The 15,233-nt window shown below is 65.0% G+C and carries 12 protein-coding genes and 1 CRISPR repeat array (1 of these 13 running past the window's edge); of the genes, 11 read left to right on the forward strand and 1 reads right to left on the reverse strand.

Features of this window, described 5'->3' with window-relative positions; genetic code table 11:
• The 3 genes from GD1_RS18660 to GD1_RS18670 all read left to right on the forward strand — a co-directional run.
• A partial coding sequence (locus tag GD1_RS18660; protein ID WP_174519077.1) for a glycerate kinase occupies positions 1 to 273 on the forward strand: 273 nt, incomplete at its 5' end.
• A gap of 197 nt (positions 274 to 470) precedes the next feature.
• The gene (locus GD1_RS18665; RefSeq protein ID WP_020790973.1) at positions 471 to 830 is read left to right on the forward strand and encodes a HesB/IscA family protein; all 360 of its coding nucleotides are present in this window, start codon (positions 471 to 473) and stop codon (positions 828 to 830) included.
• 128 nt (positions 831 to 958) lie between these two features.
• Complete coding sequence (locus tag GD1_RS18670) at positions 959 to 1,930, forward strand: carbohydrate kinase family protein (RefSeq protein WP_020790970.1); 972 nt, start codon at positions 959 to 961, stop codon at positions 1,928 to 1,930.
• Positions 1,931 to 2,017: 87 nt separating this feature from the next.
• On the opposite strand, the gene asnB is transcribed toward GD1_RS18670, so the two are convergent.
• Positions 2,018 to 3,943, reverse strand: coding sequence for an asparagine synthase (glutamine-hydrolyzing) (gene asnB / locus GD1_RS18675; RefSeq protein ID WP_059039110.1), 1,926 nt, complete (start codon positions 3,941 to 3,943; stop codon positions 2,018 to 2,020).
• 355 nt (positions 3,944 to 4,298) lie between these two features.
• Between asnB and ctaC the strand changes: the two genes are divergently transcribed.
• The 8 genes from ctaC to cas2 all read left to right on the forward strand — a co-directional run bounded on the left by ctaC (position 4,299) and on the right by cas2 (position 14,987).
• A complete protein-coding gene (gene ctaC / locus GD1_RS18680) occupies positions 4,299 to 5,426 on the forward strand; it encodes an aa3-type cytochrome oxidase subunit II (protein WP_439108941.1) in 1,128 nt (375 codons plus the stop codon).
• Complete coding sequence (locus GD1_RS18685; RefSeq protein ID WP_020789459.1) at positions 5,423 to 5,839, forward strand: cytochrome c oxidase subunit 4; 417 nt, start codon at positions 5,423 to 5,425, stop codon at positions 5,837 to 5,839. Before ctaC ends, GD1_RS18685 begins: the two co-directional genes overlap by 4 nt.
• A gap of 744 nt (positions 5,840 to 6,583) precedes the next feature.
• Positions 6,584 to 7,789 carry a type I-G CRISPR-associated RAMP protein Csb1/Cas7g gene (gene cas7g / locus GD1_RS18690; RefSeq protein ID WP_059039111.1) on the forward strand — a complete coding sequence of 402 codons (1,206 nt, stop codon included), beginning with the start codon at positions 6,584 to 6,586 and terminating at the stop codon, positions 7,787 to 7,789.
• A gap of 1 nt (position 7,790) precedes the next feature.
• Complete coding sequence (csb2, locus tag GD1_RS18695) at positions 7,791 to 9,362, forward strand: type I-G CRISPR-associated protein Csb2 (RefSeq protein ID WP_059039112.1); 1,572 nt, start codon at positions 7,791 to 7,793, stop codon at positions 9,360 to 9,362.
• Positions 9,359 to 12,058 (forward strand): type I-G CRISPR-associated helicase/endonuclease Cas3g, encoded by a 2,700-nt coding sequence (cas3g, locus tag GD1_RS18700; RefSeq protein ID WP_083534417.1) that lies wholly within the window; start codon positions 9,359 to 9,361, stop codon positions 12,056 to 12,058. Before csb2 ends, cas3g begins: the two co-directional genes overlap by 4 nt.
• The gene (locus GD1_RS18705) at positions 12,055 to 13,074 is read left to right on the forward strand and encodes a hypothetical protein (RefSeq protein ID WP_059039114.1); all 1,020 of its coding nucleotides are present in this window, start codon (positions 12,055 to 12,057) and stop codon (positions 13,072 to 13,074) included. The genes cas3g and GD1_RS18705 overlap by 4 nt, the downstream gene beginning before the upstream one ends.
• A gap of 9 nt (positions 13,075 to 13,083) precedes the next feature.
• The gene (locus GD1_RS18710) at positions 13,084 to 14,691 is read left to right on the forward strand and encodes a CRISPR-associated endonuclease Cas4/Cas1 (RefSeq protein ID WP_059039115.1); all 1,608 of its coding nucleotides are present in this window, start codon (positions 13,084 to 13,086) and stop codon (positions 14,689 to 14,691) included.
• Positions 14,688 to 14,987, forward strand: a complete 300-nt coding sequence (gene cas2 / locus GD1_RS18715; RefSeq protein WP_083534420.1) for a CRISPR-associated endonuclease Cas2 — start codon at positions 14,688 to 14,690, stop codon at positions 14,985 to 14,987. Before GD1_RS18710 ends, cas2 begins: the two co-directional genes overlap by 4 nt.
• A gap of 178 nt (positions 14,988 to 15,165) precedes the next feature.
• A CRISPR array of direct repeats spans positions 15,166 to 15,233; the repeat unit is 37 nt; unit sequence CCGTCCGCGACTTCGGTCGCGGACCCTTCGTTGAGGC; it runs 1,849 nt beyond the window's last position.

A 15,233-nucleotide genomic window follows, 5' to 3' on the forward strand; every position in this document is an offset into this window, starting at 1 on the left:
GATCTGCTGATCACCGGGGAAGGCCGGTTCGACTCGCAGACCCTGCGCGGCAAGGTGGTGTCGGCGCTGACCGCCACGGCCCGGGCGTCGCAGGTGCCGGTGCTGGTGATGGCGGGGCAGGTCACATTGGGGGCCGACGAGATCGCCGACGCCGGGATCGCCGCGGCCCACTCGGTCGTCGACCACGCCGGATCGGTGCAGGTCGCGATGGATGACGCCGGACCCCAGCTGACCGGACTGACACGCGCGGTGGCCGCGGCCTGGCCGGGGTGAACATCCGGCCGAATCCACCGTGTGGTCCATCGTGGCGGCGGGAATAGGTCGGCACGCGGTACGGTTGGACCAACGGCATCACGTCCGCGGGTCGACGACCCATCGGATGTCTGTCCTCCGGGGTCCGCCCCGGAACCGATCACTCGCCGACATCATCGAGTCGGCGTGGCGACGACGATCACCCCTGAGGAGCATCGATGACCGTGCAGAACGAATCCGGCACCGCGACCACCACCGGTGTCAACCTGAGCGACGCCGCCGCCGGTAAGGCCAAGGCCCTGCTCGATCAGGAAGGCCGCGACGACCTGGCGCTGCGGATCGCCGTCCAGCCCGGTGGCTGTGCGGGCCTGCGCTACCAGCTGTTCTTCGACGACCGCAGCCTCGACGGTGACCTCACCGACGACTTCGGCGGCGTCACCCTCGCCGTCGACCGGATGAGCGCCCCGTACGTCCAGGGAGCCACCATCGACTTCGTCGACACCATCGAGAAGCAGGGTTTCACCATCGACAACCCGAACGCGACCGGCAGCTGCGCCTGCGGCGACTCGTTCAACTGATCGATCCCCGCACCGGACACCCACCGACCGCACCCCGCAACGCCGGGGTGCGGTCGGTGGCGTTTGGGCACCCTCAGTAACGTGAGGCACCACTGCATGTCGACCGACTGAAGGGCGAAGGACACCTCGTGACCATCTTTGTGTGTGGCTCGATCGCGACCGATCATCTGATGACCTTTCCGGGCAAGTTCTCCGAACAGCTCCTGGGTGATCAACTCGAACACATCTCGCTGAGCTTCCTCGTCGAGGATCTCGTGGTCCGCCGTGGCGGGGTCGGCGGCAACATCGCCTACGCGATGGGGGAACTGGGTGGCTCGCCGGTGCTGGTGGGCGCGGTCGGCGCCGACTTCCACGACTACCGGCAGTGGCTGGAGGCGCACGGCGTCGACTGCCGTTCGGTGCGTGTCTCCGAGACCAAGCAGACCGCCCGCTTCATGTGCACCACCGACGAGACCATGGCGCAGCTCGCGTCGTTCTACGCCGGTGCGATGAGCGAGGCCCGCGAGATCGCCCTCGGCGACGTCATCACCACCGCGGGTACCCCGGATCTGGTGCTGATCGGCGCCGACGACCCGGCCGGCATGGTCGCCCACACCGACGAGTGCCGCACCCTGGGCATCCCGTTCGCCGCCGATCCGTCCCAGCAGCTGGCCCGGCTCGACGGTGAGACCGCGCGGTCGCTGATCGACGGCGCGACCTACCTGTTCACCAACGAGTACGAGTGGGCGCTGCTGCGCGAGAAGACCGGGTTGTCGGCGGAGCGGATCGGCGAGATGGTCGGCACCCGCATCACCACCCTCGGTGCCGGTGGCGTGGAGATCGTCGAGCGTGGCGGCGAGCGCATCCACGTCGCGGTGGTGCCCGAGACCGCACAGGTCGACCCGACCGGTGTCGGCGACGGCTTCCGGGCCGGTTTCCTGACCGCCCTGAGCAAGGGACTCGGCTTCGAGCGGGCCGCCCAGCTCGGCTCGATGGTGGCCGTGCTCGTCCTCGAGACCGTCTCCACCCAGGACTGGACCTGGGATCATGCCTCGGCGCTGTCGCGGATCGAGGGTGCCTATGGTGCCGACGCCGCCAAGGAGATCGGCGCGATCTTCTGACGCCCCGGCAGGCACATCCCTGATCGACCAGAGAGGGCCGAACCCGCACCGGGTTCGGCCCTCTTTCGGTGTCTGCCCGCGATCAGGTCAGAGCTTGACCGGGTAGGTGTGATCGGTGATCTGGGGGACCAGCGTCTTCTCCACGAAGATCGCATGCCACACCATGAAGATCAGCACCGTCCACAGCCGGCGGCTGTTGTCGATGACGCCGTCCCGGTGCTCGTCGAGCATCGCCAGCACCACCGTCTTGTCGAAGAGGTGGTCGGTCTGCGAGTCGGCGATCGTCTGGTGGGCCCAGCCGTACATCTGCGAGCCGGCCAGCCAGTGGCGGATGGGCACCGGGAAGCCGAGCTTGCGACGGTGCAGCACATGGGGCGGCACGATCTGCTCGAGCGCCTTGCGCAGTGCGTACTTGGTGGTGCCGTGGGCGATCTTCTCCTCGTAGGGGAGACGTTCGGCGACGGCGAACACCTCCGGGTCGAGGAACGGCACTCGCAGCTCGAGCGAGTTGGCCATGGTGGTCTTGTCGGCCTTGACCAGGATGTCGCCGCGCAACCAGGTGAACAGGTCGAGATGCTGCATCCGGGCGACCGGGTCCCAGCCCTCGCTCATCGCATAGATCGGGGCGGTGACGTCGGTGTGGGTCCATTCCGGCCGGTAGTCGCGCAGCACCGCCTGCAGCCGGGCGTCGTCGAAGCTGCGGGCGTTGCCGTAGTACCGCTCCTCGAGGGTCAGCGACCCGCGATGCAGCAGGCTCTTGCCGCGGGTGCCCTCGGGGATGCGGTCGGACACCTTGCCGGCCAGCCGGCGCATGATGGCGGGCATCTTGTCGAACGCCGACAGCGACAGCGGTTCCTTGTAGATGGTGTAGCCGCCGAACAGTTCGTCGGCGCCCTCTCCCGAGAGCACCACCTTGACGTGCTTGCGGGCCTCGGCGGCCACGAAGTACAGCGGGACCAGCGCCGGATCGGCGACCGGGTCGTCGAGGTACCAGACGATCTGCGGGATGGCGTCGATGAACTCGCTCTCCGAGACCACCTTGACGATGTGGCGCGCGCCGATCGCCTCGGCGGATTCCACGGCGACGTCGATCTCGGAGTAGCCCTCACGCTCGAAGCCGGTGGTGAAGGTGATCAGATCCGGGTTGTGCCGGATCGCCAGCGCGGCGATCGCGGTGGAGTCGATGCCGCCGGACAGGAACGACCCGACGGTGACGTCGGCGCGCATGTGCTTGGCGACCGAGTCCGAGAGCACCTCGGCGATCTCGTCGTAGCGGCGCTGCCGGGTCGCGTCGGTGACCGGGACGACGCCGAACTGCGGGGTGAAGTAGCGCGTGACCTTCGGGGCCTGGCCGGGCGCGAGGGTCGCGTGGCAGCCGGACTCGAGGCGGCGGATCGACGCATGCGCGGTCTCCGGCTCGGGGACGTACTGCAACTCGGTGTAGTGCTCGAGGGCCCGCAGATCCAGTTCGGTGCCCAGCTGCAGGCGGTCGAGCAGTTCGAGCAGGCTCTTCTTCTCGCTGCCGAAGGCGGTACCGCCCGGGCCGGTCGCCAGGAACATCGGCTTGATGCCGAACGGATCGCGCGCCAGGAACAGGGTGCGGTTCTCGGTGTCCCAGATGGCGAAGGCGAACATGCCGCGCAACCGGCGTACCGCGTCGGGACCCCAATGGTGGAAGGCGGCGACGATCGCCTCGCCGTCACCCTCGGTACGGAAGGCCGTGCCCTCGTCGGCGGCCAGCTCGGCGCGGATCTCGACATAGTTGTAGATCTCGCCGTTGAACACCAGCGCGTAGCGGTCGGGATTGTCCGGCGGGCCCCAGCGCAGCGGCTGATGCGAGTGCTCGATGTCGATGATCGACAACCGGTTGAAGCCCAGGACGAGATCGTCGTCGTGCCAGGTTCCCGGCTCGTCGGGGCCGCGGTGCCGCATGCAGTGCGAGGCCTTCGAGAGGAGGTCGACGGCGCTGCCCGCCGAACCGTCGGACGTCAGCAGACCTAGCAAACCACACACCAGTAAAGGCCTCTTTCGACTCGAGTTCCCCAGATCCGGGACGAGGCGTCCCGGCCGGTCTCCGAGTATGCCGTATCCGGGCACTCGCGGCGCCCTCGCCTCGTGTGTCCTGGATCGCGAACTGGGCGTCTGCGTGGGCTTTCGGAGTTTTCGACGCGCGGATGCACCCCAACCGAAAAAGTTCCCGTGAGTTGGTCTACGCTGCGTAGTACACAGGCGCGGCCACGGTGTGAATCGTGGTGCCCGGTCCCGGGCAACGTCTTACGACAGTGGTCGGATGGGCGATCGCGCCGGAGCAGGTCATGTGGCGTGCGACTCGGCCGACGGAGACGTCGCGCCGAGCGAGCAGGAAGGCGTGAAATTGGCACACGGTGGACGGCCCCCGGCCCGACGTGCTTCGTCCGCGTCGCGGACGGCAAAACGGATCGGCATCGCCGGGATCCTCGCCGTCGGCGCTCTGTTGATGACGGGGTGTAGCGGCGACGAGATCGTGCGATTCGGCTGGCCGGTCGGTATCACTCCGGAAGCCGAAGTGATGCGGAAGCTGTGGACCTGGTCGGTCATCGCGGCCCTCATCATGGGCATTCTGGTGTGGGCCCTGATCTTCTGGACCATCACTTTCCACCGGCACAAGGAAGGCAAGGACGAGTTCCCTCGTCAGACCGCCTACAACGTGCCGCTCGAGCTCACCTACACGGCGATCCCGTTCGTCATCATCGCCGTGCTGTTCTACTTCACGGTGATCGTGCAGAACCAGGTCGAGAAGAAGACCGACGACCCCAAGGTCGTCGTCGACGTCACCGCCTTCCAGTGGAACTGGAAGTTCGGCTACCGCGACGTCACCTTTGCCGACGGTTCGGAGAAGAGCTTCTTCCAGCACGACGGCAGCCCGTTCGACCTGCAGCTGCAGGAGACCAACGACCACGGCGAAGAGCTGCCGGGTCCGGCCAACGGTCGCGATGACGACATCCGCAACTACCTGAAGTTCAACTCGATCGAGACCCTCGGTACCTCCACCGAGATCCCGATCCTGGTGCTGCCGACCGAGCGTCGCATCCAGTTCGATCTGGCTGCCGCCGACGTCGTCCACTCCTTCTGGGTTCCGGAGTTCCTGTTCAAGCGCGACGTGCTGCCCTTCCCGGAGCAGAACCACACCGACAACGTCTTCCAGGTCGAGAAGATCGACACCGAGGGCGCCTTCGTCGGCCGCTGCGCGGAGATGTGCGGTACCTACCACTCGATGATGAACTTCGAGGTGCGTGCGGTGTCGGGCGACGATTTCGACGCCTACATCAAGTACCGCGAGGCCAACCCGACGGCCACCAACGCCGAGGCGCTGCAGGCGATCTGCCAGGAGCCCGAGTCGGTGGTGACCGTTCCGTTCGACACCCGCCGCAAGAGCGATGGCAGCGCCACCGCCACCGGTGACCCGAACAACACCCGCATCGCCAACTGCACGATCAAGAGCGGAGCAGCATCGTGAAGGTCGAAGCCCGACTTTTCGAACTCCTGACGGCGTTCTTCTTCCTGGCCGGCGTGATCTACACGCTGTGCACCGCATTCACCAGCCGCGGTGTGGAGTGGGTCGGCGTGGTCGGCATGTTCTTCAGTGCCGGTCTGACGCTGATCGCCGGTACCTACTTCCGGTTCGTGTCCCGACGGGTGGAGATCCGCCCGGAGGACTACGAAGAGGCCGAGATCGAGGACGGCGCCGGCGAGCTGGGCTTCTTCAGCCCGCACTCCTGGTGGCCGATCCTGATCGCCGCGTCCGCCGCGATGTTCGCCGTCGGTTTCGCCACCGGCAACATCTGGTTCTGCATCTTCTGCGCCGCCTGCATCATGGGCAGCGCCGCCGGCATGGTCTTCGAGTACCACGTCGGACCCGAGAAGCACTGAGTCTGGTTCCAGACCGCCGACAGGCCGCATCCCTTGTGGGGATGCGGCCTGTCGCGTTGTCGGGGGATCGCAGCGAATCGGTGGCGAGGTGTTCGGGCACGGTGATCGAGCCGGTGGGGCAGCGATCGGGGCGCGTGATGCAACGCTGATCGAGCCGACGACGAGCGCACGATCGGGACGCGCAGTTCACGCTGATTGAGCCGACGACGAGCCCACCGATCGGGACGCGTGGCGCACGTTCACGGTGATTGAGCCGACGAGGAGCGCGGCGATCGGGGCGTGTGGTTGGCCGGTGACCGATCTGACGGGGCGCGCGATTTACGGTGATTGAGCCGACGAGGAGCGCAGCGACGAGGCGTGTCGAAATCTCCGCAGGACGAGCATCCCGACGTCACCACGGTCGACGTCGGTTCATTCCGTACGTGCCACCTGAGGTCTTGGTCGGCGGCGCTAAGCTGAGGACGCTCGATCCGTATTCACGGTCTTCGTTGAGGCATGGTCGTTGAGTTTCGTCTCAGAAGCCGAGCACAGTCTCCAGCGGGCCGTGGCTCTGCTGGACCTTCGGTCGGGGTTGATGACTCGGCAGGTCATCGGCCCCGTTTGGGCTGCGGAATAGTACATGGTTGTTGAGTTTCGACTCCATGTTCATTCGGGCAGATGATGGACGCCTCGAGATGGTCGACGTAGCGTCTTCTATATCGGCGAACCCTACTGATCGCCACCGACAACAAGGACGGATCTGCCATGACGCAGCTCGATCTGGATATGCTGACCGCCGCATGCCGGCCCGGTGGTGCCGCGGCTCTCACATCGGTCACCGATCTGACCCCGGCCGAGGGGGAGCACGGCGGTGTCGCACCTGCCCGATTCGTCGATCAGCGGAACGCGACGTACGCCTACGAGACGAGGTTCGTCGACGACGAGACCGCGAAGGTCGTGCTCATCGACTCGAAGGCGTCCCAACTCAATCGCGTGGAGGTCGAGATCGAGAAGGCGATCGATGACGGCATCGACCCGCTCTCACTCACGCCTCGTATTGCGGTCACCTACGGCGGCGGTCATCGGGAGTTCGACTACACCTTGCCGCACCGTCTCTATGACGGTCACATCCGAGCAGGCAGCGTCGAGGGTGCCCCGGTGACACAGCATCCCGACTACCTGGCGGCCCGAAACGCCACGACAGCCGACGTTCGCCCCATCCTGGAACTGGCGCCCACTGCACTTGTGTTCGGCGGATGGGACTCCACCAGAAAGTCCCGCCAAGGGCGCTATCGAAGCGGTCTCGTCGGCGAGGTCATCGGTGTTCTCGCCGATCAGGGCCCGGATGGCACCACTCCGCCCCGACGAGGTGGGGCACGCGTGGACCCGATCGCCGCCAGCGTTCGACTCACCGGTCCCCAGCTGAAGCAACTGCTCGACGATCAGCGCGATGAACTCTCGACGAAGAACGTGGAGAAGATCGAGAAGGACATCAAGTCATCGCGGAGTGGACGGACATCTGCCGCACCTCTCGGTCTCGGCGCGATCCCGCCGTCACTCGCCGGGCTCGGGCTGGTCGCATGCCGTCGGATCATCCGCTCACATGTCATCACGTTCAGTGCCCTACGTCAGCTTCGATTCGGTGCAGGCCCTGACGGGGACGCCGCATGCCGCGCCCTGCTGGTTGCCTACGCACTCGCAGGTCTGGCGCGGGCGGATGCCGAGCTCGATCTCCGTGCCAACTGCAACCTTCGTGAGGCCGGACCGACGTCGGTCACCATCGATGCCCGGCACGGTAAGACCATCGACCTCGAGCCACTCGCCATCGCGGACGCCGACGCGTTGCTGAATGCCTCGATCGAGAATGCCCGGTCACTCGCAGGTATCCGTTGGGAAGGTCAGGTCTTCGAGGTCACCGGCAACGACCTGATCATCAACAACGCCGATGCCGATACCGACGACGAGGACTGACATGAGCGTCATCGGTATCCGGGCCAGATTCCCGCTCGGGATCTATCGCGGGCACCGGCCGGATCGACAGGCCGACCTCTTGCCCTCCCCGCTTCGGCTGCACGCTGCACTGGTGGCCGCGGCCGGCAACGGTTGCACCGCGGTGTCAGGGCAAGGTGAACTGAGCCGTAATGGAGACGCCTCTCGCGCGCTGGAATGGCTCGAAGACAACCCACCCGACTACATCGAGCTCCCACACTGGGAGATGAACGCCGATCAGACCAACGGCGCGTTCGCCTTTCGTGATGAAGGCGTGGTGGAGAACGCCGCAACCGCACCGACACGGCGCAAGACGCGGCGCTTCGTGACCGACTCGACGGCGCTGGCCGGGCCCATCGGGTGGGGATGGGCGCAGGTTCCCGACGACATCCAGACGACGCTGGACGCCCTGTGCGCCGACGTTCCATGCCTGGGTGAGGCGGACTCTCCGGTGGTGCTGGAGGTCGGGACGATCGAACCAACTCATCGGCGGGCGCAGAAACAGGGCCCGTTCAACTCGGTCGCGATCCGGCTGCCGGTGGCGGCACCCGGTAGGACGGCTGAACTCGACGTTGATTACGTTCGCGCGCAACCGATCAAGCCGCCGAGCGTCTCGGCGGACAAGTGGAAGGCCTCGGAGCTTCCTGCTCCGCCGTCGCTGTCGCATGATCTGAAGGTCGTTCTGGGCTACGACGAGATCACGCCGACCATCGAGGTCAACGCACCCTGGGTTCATATCGTCCATTTTCCGACCAACCGGGATGTCGGGCCTGACGACCGGGTTGCATGGTCGGTCACCATGCACCGTGCGTTGACGGCGCTGCTCGGCGACGATGCGTCGCCGCTGGTCACCGGCCGTTACACGACCGGTGCCCCGCGCCCGACGAATCGCATTGCAATTCAGCCGCTTCCGGAGAGCATTGTGTCGGCGTCGGCACACCCGCATCTCGGTGCGGGAATGGCCCTTCTGCTCCCCGAGGGTGGCCTGGAATCCATCGCGACGGTCTTGGCGTCGCTGACACGGCTGTACCGTGGCGCTCACGGTGGAATCCGACTCGGTGCTCCGACGATCCACGATGCCGCATCCTTCTGGCGTTCGCCCGACGAGTTGTCGACCCGACTGTGGACCGCGATTCCGGCGGTTGTTCCCGAAACACGCCGACAACCGAGTCGCGGGGAACGATCGTGGACGCTGGGGGACTCGGCACTGCTGTCGGTGGGCTTCACATACCGAGACCATCTGGGGGCCGTTGATGTTCCAGATCGCAACGCCCCTGCGGGGGAGCGCTATTCCGCACTCATCGCGGCGGTCGAGCGGGGCGGAGTGCAGGCGTTGAGCACACATCGAATAGCTGACTCGGATACGGGCAAGTACGTCCACAAACTGCCGAAGGGTCTGGTTGCACAGCCGTACCGATTGGTGCTCGGTCCGGGGGCCCTGATCAGTGACACCGCGATCGTCGCGATCGGCCAGAGTCGTCATCTGGGCGGAGGTCTGCTCTGTCCGTTCGATGTTCCACACGATGCGGCCGCGGCGATGGGATACCGATCATGACCGGTCTGAGCGTTGGGGATTTCGAGGCGTACTTCCGTGAAATGAACGGTCACCCGCCGTTCCGCTGGCAGATACGGCTCTGCCGATACATCGTCGACCATGGTGGATGGCCCGAGCACATCACCGCACCGACCGGGTCGGGAAAGTCTGCGGTCATCGACGTCCATCTGTTCGTGAACGCACTCGCCGGATGGGGGAGCGGTCCGCGCGTCCCGCGTCGCCTTGCGGCAGTGGTCAATCGGCGTGCGATCGTCGACTCGCATCATGATCGTGCACAACACCTTCGCGACCAGTTGCAGGCGGCATCGGAGGAATCGGTCGCAGCACGGGTTCGGGAAGGCCTCACACGGCTCGGGTCTCACCCCGAGTCCGGTCCGTTCATCTTGTCGCGCCTGCGGGGCGGACTTGCCGGCTCTCCGCGCACCCAGCGATCAGAAGTGCAGTGGTTCGATGACCCGGCTGCCTGTGCGATCATCTGCGCGACACCGGACATGTGGGGAAGCCGGCTCTTGTTCCGAGGGTATGGGACCTCGCCGAACGCACGGCCTCTGGAGGCCGGGCTCCTGGGCTTGGATTCGGTGATGGTGCTCGACGAAGCACATCTGAATCGGCAGTTGCTCTTCGCGGCCCGGCGATGTGCACAGTTGACGAACGCTGAGCGACTCGGCGTACCGCGATTGCAGATCGTTGCCACCACGGCGACGCCACATGAAGTGGACGACACTACGGCGGTCGGCGTCGACGGCCCCGATGACCTCGACGCCGACCACGTGCTCGCCCGGCGGCTCGAACGTCCGAAACCGCTGTCGCTGATGCCGACCTCGGACTGGCCGGCGGGTAAGCGTCCCAGCAAGACGTATGCAAGGTTCATCACCGAGCAGGTGGTCCGCCAGGTGGAGACGGTCGGAGATCTTGAGACCGTCGGCTGCGTGGTGAACACGGTCGTCACGGCGGGCGAGGTCTACTCACAGCTCCGGGGAATCTACGGCGACGCGGTACTGCTGTGGATCGGGCCGTTGCGTCCGCTGGACCTGGCAGTGATGAAGGATCGGCATCCCGATGCATTCACAGTGTCTGGGGACTCGGAGATCCGGGTCATCGTGGCAACACAGACACTCGAAGTGGGTATCGATGTGGATCTGGCATCGCTGGTCACCGAACTCGCACCCGGAACCTCTCTCGCCCAACGTGCGGGGCGTGTGAACCGGCTCGGGAACCGTGATCAGGGGGAATGCGTTGTGGTGGTGCCCGAGACCGAACCCACCACACGGCATGGCCCGTACGCGGCCGACGAACTCGCCTCGAGTTACCGGTGGCTCCAGGGCTTGGCCGGTCATGCGATCGGTCTCGCACCCGCTGCGATCTCGGTGTCCCCGCCGCCCGAAGCGGCGCATCCCCGGGCCGTCCTGTCACGGCCGGAGCCGGGGGAGGTCGAGGTCCTCACGACGACGTCGGAGGATCTGGTGGCCGACATCGAACTCGCGCGGTGGCTGCGCGACGATCTGGAAGTCGAGCCGGCCACCGTGGGAGTCGTCCGACGGGGTCCGCTCCCTGTCGACGACGCCACCGCGTCCGCGCTGCTGCAGGCGACACCGGTGATAGCCGACGAGGTGTATCCCGTTTCGATCGCCACCGCCGGCGACGTCATCGAGCTGATCAGGGGCACCGCCCGTCACCGTCGGGTGTTCGTGGTCCGTGAAGGAGTGCTGCGCCGCCTTGATATCGACGATGCTGATCGGGTCATTCCCGGAGACACACTGATTGTCGACGCCGAACATCCGATCGTGCGGGATGGGCTCATCGCCGTCGACAACGCGGATGGACAGGCAGCGACCATCTGGGGCGACGCGCTTCGCGTACTGATCGGTGACGATCCATCCGATGCCGCCATCCTCAAGCAGGTCACTCGAGCACTGTGGGACAACGACACCGACGAAACCGAGACCGAGGATACGGCACAAGCGTTGGCGGTAAGGGAGATTCAGTACGCACTCCCCGACTTGCCCGCAGAACTACAAGTGGAGACGCCGGCGGTACCGGAGGTGGCTTCTGAGATCTTGGCCTGGGCCGTCGTGCGATCTGTTGATTCAGCTGCGCAGCAGGAGGATGCACTTCAGACCTGGACGGGTCGCGGAAAGGTGGTGCTCTCCAGTCATCAGGAAGCGGTGGCTCGGCGTGCGCGTGAGATTGCCAGTGGCCTTGGGCTGTCGGAGACTCTGCAGCGGGTCGTGTACGAAGCAGGTCTTCACCACGATGATGGCAAGCTCCACCCTGAGTTCCAACGCGTGCTCGGCGCGGAACGAGGGACGGAGCCACTGGCGAAGAGCGGCGACAACTATGCCGAGGTACCGCGATGGCGCCGACGTCGCAGCGCTCTGCCGGTCGGCTGGCGGCACGAACAGTTGTCGGCGGTGTACGCGGCGGATGCCTTTGCGCACGATCCTGAGCGGGACCTCATCGTCAGACTCGTGGGAACGAGTCACGGACGTGGTAGGTCGAACTTCACGCACTCGGCGGCGGAGATCCGCAGTGGATTCGCGGACGATCTGGCAGGCCTGGCCGAGGTCCTCTTCGATGAGGGCGGCTGGGACGAGCTTGTTGAAGTGACTGAAAGATATTGGGGTGCATGGGAATGTGCCTACCTCGAAGGTGTTCTGCGAGCTGCGGACTGCACGGTGTCGATGGAGGGATCATGACCGAGATCATTCTTGCCGGCCCCTATACGAGTGCGTTGACCCACTTCGCCGGATTCGGGTTGACGTCGATCCTCGAGGAGGCCCGGTGCCATGGTCTTCGGCTCCGATGGTCCGAGGACCCCGAACCACGGATGTCGATCAGAGGCCCGGACGACATGGCCGGATCATTTGGTGAGGTCGTCCGCGATCATGCGCGACGACACGCCGAAAGTCGATCCTGGGTCCAGCAGGTGGCCACGGTCCAGCGGGGCAAGAAGTCGGTGGAGGTGGGCCTGTTCAGCCCACGAATCGCTGCCCCCGAGAGCGCTCATGCCTGGGAGGAACTCTATGCGAAGCGGCGGGCGGCACTGGATGATCCGATCAATCAGTCGTGGCTCGATGCCAGGATGCAGCAGGCGCTGGGCGAGCCGGCCTATTGGCAGTTCGGTACCAAGAATGCCCAGTACGACGAAGGGGCGTCGCGATGGGAGATGAAGACCCGTAACCGGGGCGAGGACTTCGTGCGCAATCGGCTGGCGCACTTGGCACAGGTCGTCGAATCGCGCGAACCCGATGTCATCGAGAAGGCATTCACCGACGCGGCCGTAGACGACAGTGCGCGGAAGCCGGACTCGCGCACCGGAACGGGTCTGGTCCCGCCAGGTCCGGTCGATGACGCTGTTGCATGGTGTGCGCTCTGGGGGATCAGTGCCTTTCGTCTGTATCCCCGGCTGACGGGGGTGGCGATCACTCCCGGGGCGTGGCCCACCGATCGAGTGCACCCAGGACTGATGGCGCTGCCGATGCACACCACGTTGCAGACTCCGGCCAAGTTGCGCAGGGTCCTTCGGTCGCGGGACTTTTCCACCTCTGCGTTTGGTGATCCGGAAGAACGTGACGGAATCACAGTGGTGGGCGCACGAGAAAGGCTGGTGAGGCAGGGAATTCGGGGGATCGTGAAGTTTCCCATCCGTAAGGCCGGAAGCTCCAGCGCACCCGAACGCCAGGTCCTTTCGGGTACGTTCGAGCCGTTTTAGCAGATTGCCATGACCGAGGAACAATCGGTGTTACCGATCAGTTTGGTGGCACACACCGTCTTCTGTGAGCGGCGTGCATGGATCGAAGCGGTGGGTGAGCAGGTCGACAGTGCAGAGATGCAGGCCGGCGGCGCAGCTCATGAACGTGTCGATCGGCCGGCTGACAATCTGAGGGAGAGCCGGTCGGTCGACGTGGTTCACGATCAGATGGGTCTCGTGGGCAAATGCGATGTGGTGAAAGGAGAAGCAGATCATGTCGTCTTGATCGAGTACAAGGCGACACCGGTAAGGCGGGTTCCTGAAGTCACCCGGGCCAACGTGATGCAACTGATGTTGCAACAGATGTGTCTGGAGGCGAGCGGTGTAACGGTGGATGAGAAGCGCGTCTACTTCACTAATCACCGCAGGTCAGTTGTGGTGGAGACAGTCGATGCCGACCGTGGCGAAGCGCTGGAATGGGTGCGGCGCACCCGCAACGTCATCGACTCGCCCACGGCGCCCTTGCCGTTGGTAGACGATCCACGTTGTCGCTCGTGTTCCCATGTGGGGGTATGCCTTCCCGACGAACGACGGGTGATGCAGGCTGAGGTCAGACGTATTGCGGTGAGCAACCCCGGTGGCGACATCCTCCATCTGACGACGCCAGGTAGTCGGGCATCGATCAGGTCTGGGCGGATCGTGGTCCACAAGGCCAGGGAGGAAACTCACTCGGTTCCACTGGAACGCGTTGTCGGACTGGTGATTCACGGCAGTGTCGACATGTCGTCGGCGTTGATCCGCGAGGTCCTGTGGCGCGGCTACACGATCGTGTGGTGTTCCGGTACCGGACGTGTGGTCGGTCATGCCCGTTCGGCAAAGTCGCCCAACGCCGTTGCCCGTGTCCGCCAGCATGTGCTGAGCGAGTCAGGTCATCTGGACCTCGCTCGAGAGCTCATCGCATGCAAAGTTGCCAACCAGGCGACGCAGTTGCGACGCAACGCGCGTGTCGCGGTACATAGCGAGGTGGCCGAGATGAGGAAGATTGCGCGGAGGGTGTCGACCGCGCACTCGGTTCCCGAGATCCTGGGTCTTGAAGGCGAGGCTGCCGCCATCTATTTCGGACGACTGCAGCAATGCCTGGCCTCCAACGTAGATAGCGGCTTCGCCGCGGGATGGAGTGGACGCACCGGACGACATGCGGGAGATCCGGTCAACGCGGCACTCAACTACGCCTACAGTCTCTTGCTTGCCGACTGTATCCGGGCGCTGCACGCGTGCGGCCTCGATCCGCACGCCGGCTTCGTGCATAGTCCGGTCCGCAACAAGCCGGCATTGGCGCTCGATCTCATGGAGCAGTTCCGACCTGTCGTTGCCGACTCGGCAGTACTGACGGCCATCAACACAGGAAAGCTCACCACTGCAGATTTCAATACGGAAGTGAGTGGCTTACCGCGGCTGACACCGACCGGGCGACGGGCAGTGACCAGCGAGTATCAACGGCGAATCGCCCAGCAGTTCACCCATCCGAGGTTCGGATACAAGGTCACATGGCAGAGGGCATTCGAGGTTCAGGCGAGGATGATTCTCGGGGTTCTCGACGGAACTGACGACACCTACGTGGGGATTCGGACACGTTGAGTCAGAATCTCTTTCGTCTCCTTATCGCCTACGATGTGGTCGACGATCTGCGCCGGACCAGACTCGCGAAGCTGTTGGAGTCATATGGTGACCGAATCCAGTACAGCGTCTTCCTGATTGATCTGACTGCTGCACAGGAGGTCCGGCTACGGAAGTCTGCAATCGCGAAGATCGACATCAGCGTCGACTCGATAGTGTTCTGCCGGCTCGGAGACGCAGCTGGCGCAGCACAGGACAGACTCGAGTTCGTCGGAAAGCGCAGACCGACGACCGACGACCTCGGTTTTGTCTTGTGACACGCGAGCATCAGTCACAGCGTTCCGTCGACGGCCATGTCTCGCGGTCAGTTGTCCCTGGTTGGGATGTCGTACGGCCCGCAAACTGTGAAGGCGATGCCAATTCCGGCGTGTCGTGGGGACGGTTCTCGCGCAACTCGGGATACATGCAGGTCAGCCACCGTGTATTCTGGGGTCTCCGTCCGCGACTTCGGTCGCGGACCCTTCGTTGAGGCAGGTCGATCTCGCCGGCCAGACCGCGTTCGC

The sequence above is a fragment of the Gordonia desulfuricans NBRC 100010 genome, from assembly GCF_001485495.1.
In the GTDB taxonomy this organism is placed as follows: domain Bacteria; phylum Actinomycetota; class Actinomycetes; order Mycobacteriales; family Mycobacteriaceae; genus Gordonia; species Gordonia desulfuricans.

Coding starts and splice junctions, on each gene's coding strand:
- GD1_RS18705 (WP_059039114.1), top strand. CDS start 12,055: ATGACCGAGATCATTCTTGCCGGCCCCTATACGAGTGCGTTGACCCAC.
- cas7g (WP_059039111.1), top strand. CDS start 6,584: ATGACGCAGCTCGATCTGGATATGCTGACCGCCGCATGCCGGCCCGGT.
- csb2 (WP_059039112.1), top strand. CDS start 7,791: ATGAGCGTCATCGGTATCCGGGCCAGATTCCCGCTCGGGATCTATCGC.
- cas3g (WP_083534417.1), top strand. CDS start 9,359: ATGACCGGTCTGAGCGTTGGGGATTTCGAGGCGTACTTCCGTGAAATG.
- GD1_RS18665 (WP_020790973.1), top strand. CDS start 471: ATGACCGTGCAGAACGAATCCGGCACCGCGACCACCACCGGTGTCAAC.
- GD1_RS18710 (WP_059039115.1), top strand. CDS start 13,084: ATGACCGAGGAACAATCGGTGTTACCGATCAGTTTGGTGGCACACACC.